We start from the raw sequence: 659 nt of genomic DNA, 5'->3' as shown, positions 1-659 counted from the left end.
GAGTGGCACGGGCCGCACCTGCCGCTCGGCGCCGACCTCGTCCTGGCCGAGGGCTTCGCCGGGGAGAGCGCCGCGCCCGGGCCCGGTCCGCGCGGCGTGCTGTTCCCACCGGTGGCCTACGCGGCCTGCCCCGGGCAGACCCGGCCCTGGCCCGGCACGGTGGCGATCCGGCCGGAGATCGCCGTCGGCTACCTGGCCGACGTGATCGAGGGCATCGTCGCCGCCGGCTTCCCCCGGCTGCTGGTGGTCAACGGCCACGACGCCAACATGTCCACCGTCCGGGCCGCGATGGAGTGGGTCTCCGGCCGGCGCACCGCCAGCCTGCTGCTGGTCAACTGGTTCCAGCTGGTCACCCCGGCAGAGACCGCCGAGCTGTACGGCGACTCGATCGCCCGGGGGCACGGCGGCGCCTACGAGACCTCGGGCGTGCTCGGCTTCGCGCCGGAGACGGTACGTCTGGACGCCGTCGCCGACCTGCCGCCCCGGCCCAAGCTGCCGGTGGACCACCCGTACGTGCTGGTGGAGTCCCGGCCCGACCCGTGGCAGGGCTGGTCCGGGCACGTCTCGCTGGCCACCGAGGAGGCCGGGCGGTCGGTCCGCGCCACCGCCGGCGCGCGGCTGCGCGAGATCGTGGCCGCCTGGGTGGCCGCTCCGCCGCC

At 76.9% G+C, this 659-nt stretch carries 1 protein-coding gene; it reads left to right on the top strand.

Going from position 1 to position 659, the window contains the following annotated elements:
- The coding region (locus tag HUW36_RS33840; protein WP_174531699.1) for a creatininase family protein at positions 1–659 on the top strand (659 nt) is incomplete at both ends.

Origin of the sequence: Micromonospora maritima (assembly GCF_902825405.1) — a bacterium.
Taxonomy (GTDB): domain Bacteria; phylum Actinomycetota; class Actinomycetes; order Mycobacteriales; family Micromonosporaceae; genus Micromonospora; species Micromonospora maritima.
Note: the sequence above shows the minus strand (reverse complement) of the source record. Positions and strands in the feature narration are given on the sequence as shown.